Here is a 1,219-nt window from a genome sequence, read left to right as displayed (position 1 = left end):
GGTGCATCCTGTGACGGTGGCGATGCTTGGTCAGGTTCAGGAAGGCAGCAACGACGTGTTGATCCCCTATTACGAGAATATCCCCGCAGATACGGCCTGAGATGACGCTATCGACGAGAACTCTGGAATCCCGGCGGCGCGGGCTGGTCACAGCCGCGCACGCCTTGATCCGCGAATCCGGCGGCGCCGGGTTTTCGATGATCCAGCTCGCCAAGCGTGCGGGAGTGAGCCCGGCGACGCCCTATAATCTGGTCGGGACAAAGGCCGACTTGTTGCGGCTGGTCGTGCGCGACGAGTTCGCCGCGTTCGAAACCCGCCTCGCCACCCGCCCCCCGGGATCGCCGCTCGCCCAACTCGAAGCGGCGATCGATCTGGTGGTGAAGCACTATTGTGCAGAGCCGGCGTTCTATCGAGGTCTTTACGCGGCGATGCAGGGCGAGCACGCCGCCGAGCTGCGCGGGATGATGCTCGCCGAAGGGCAGCAATTGTGGTGCGCGATGGTGCGCGCCGCAGTGGACGCCGGCGAAATCGACCGCGTCGTCGATGATGAGGCCTTCACCGAGGTGCTGCTGCGCGCGATGGCCTCAACCACGGAAGCCTGGCTGGCCGTGAACTGGAGCCGCAAGCGTTTCGCCCAGGAGATGCATTTGGCGACGCGCCTGCTGCTGCTGGGCGTCGTCACCAAAACGGCTCGCAGCCGGATTGTTGCTGAATTCGCATCGTCGCGCCGGACCAGCGCGCGAAAGCCTGCACGAACGAGCAGGACCGCCAGGTCGTAGTCGGCCGCCGCGATTATGCCGATAGGACTGGCTTGGATGGAAGCCGCTCAGCAGCACCGCGACCAAGCGCGGTTTGATGGTCGCTCGTCGCCGTCAGCCGTTCAGCCTGCAGCACGGCCAGCGTCAGCACCACCAGCGCCATCGCCTGATGTGCGAGGGCGAGGTCGATCGGCGCGGCGTACAGCACGGTGAAGATGCCGAGCGCGGCCTGTGCGGTCAGCGCCAGGAACAGCAGCACCGCGCCGCGTGCCGCGGCCCCTGCCCGCGTGCGCAGCGCGTCGATCATGTGCAACGCCGCCAGCGTCCACAGCGCATATGCCAGCATGCGGTGATCGAACTGCACGGTGAGATGATTGTCGAACAGGTTCTTCCACCACGGGCTTTCGAACCACAGCCGCGCCGCGTCCGGGATCAGCGCGCCGTCGATCGTTGGCCAGGTG

2 protein-coding genes are annotated in these 1,219 nt (G+C 66.0%); one reads left to right on the top strand and one right to left on the bottom strand.

All coding sequences use genetic code 11. The features are described from left to right. The first annotated feature begins 197 nt into the window (after window positions 1-197). Window positions 198-779, top strand: a complete 582-nt coding sequence (locus DYI24_RS26810) for a TetR/AcrR family transcriptional regulator (RefSeq protein WP_246701388.1) — start codon at window positions 198-200, stop codon at window positions 777-779. Between the two features lie 13 nt (window positions 780-792). Here the strand turns inward: DYI24_RS26810 and DYI24_RS26805 are convergent. Next, a partial coding sequence (locus DYI24_RS26805; protein WP_205523714.1) for a COX15/CtaA family protein occupies window positions 793-1,219 on the bottom strand: 427 nt, incomplete at its 5' end.

It is taken from the genome of Rhodopseudomonas sp. BR0C11, from assembly GCF_010820945.1.
Classification (GTDB): domain Bacteria; phylum Pseudomonadota; class Alphaproteobacteria; order Rhizobiales; family Xanthobacteraceae; genus Rhodopseudomonas; species Rhodopseudomonas palustris_H.
This window is presented reverse-complemented; position numbering and strand designations above follow the sequence as displayed.

Coding starts and splice junctions, on each gene's coding strand:
- DYI24_RS26810 (WP_246701388.1), top strand. CDS start 198: ATGATCCAGCTCGCCAAGCGTGCGGGAGTGAGCCCGGCGACGCCCTAT.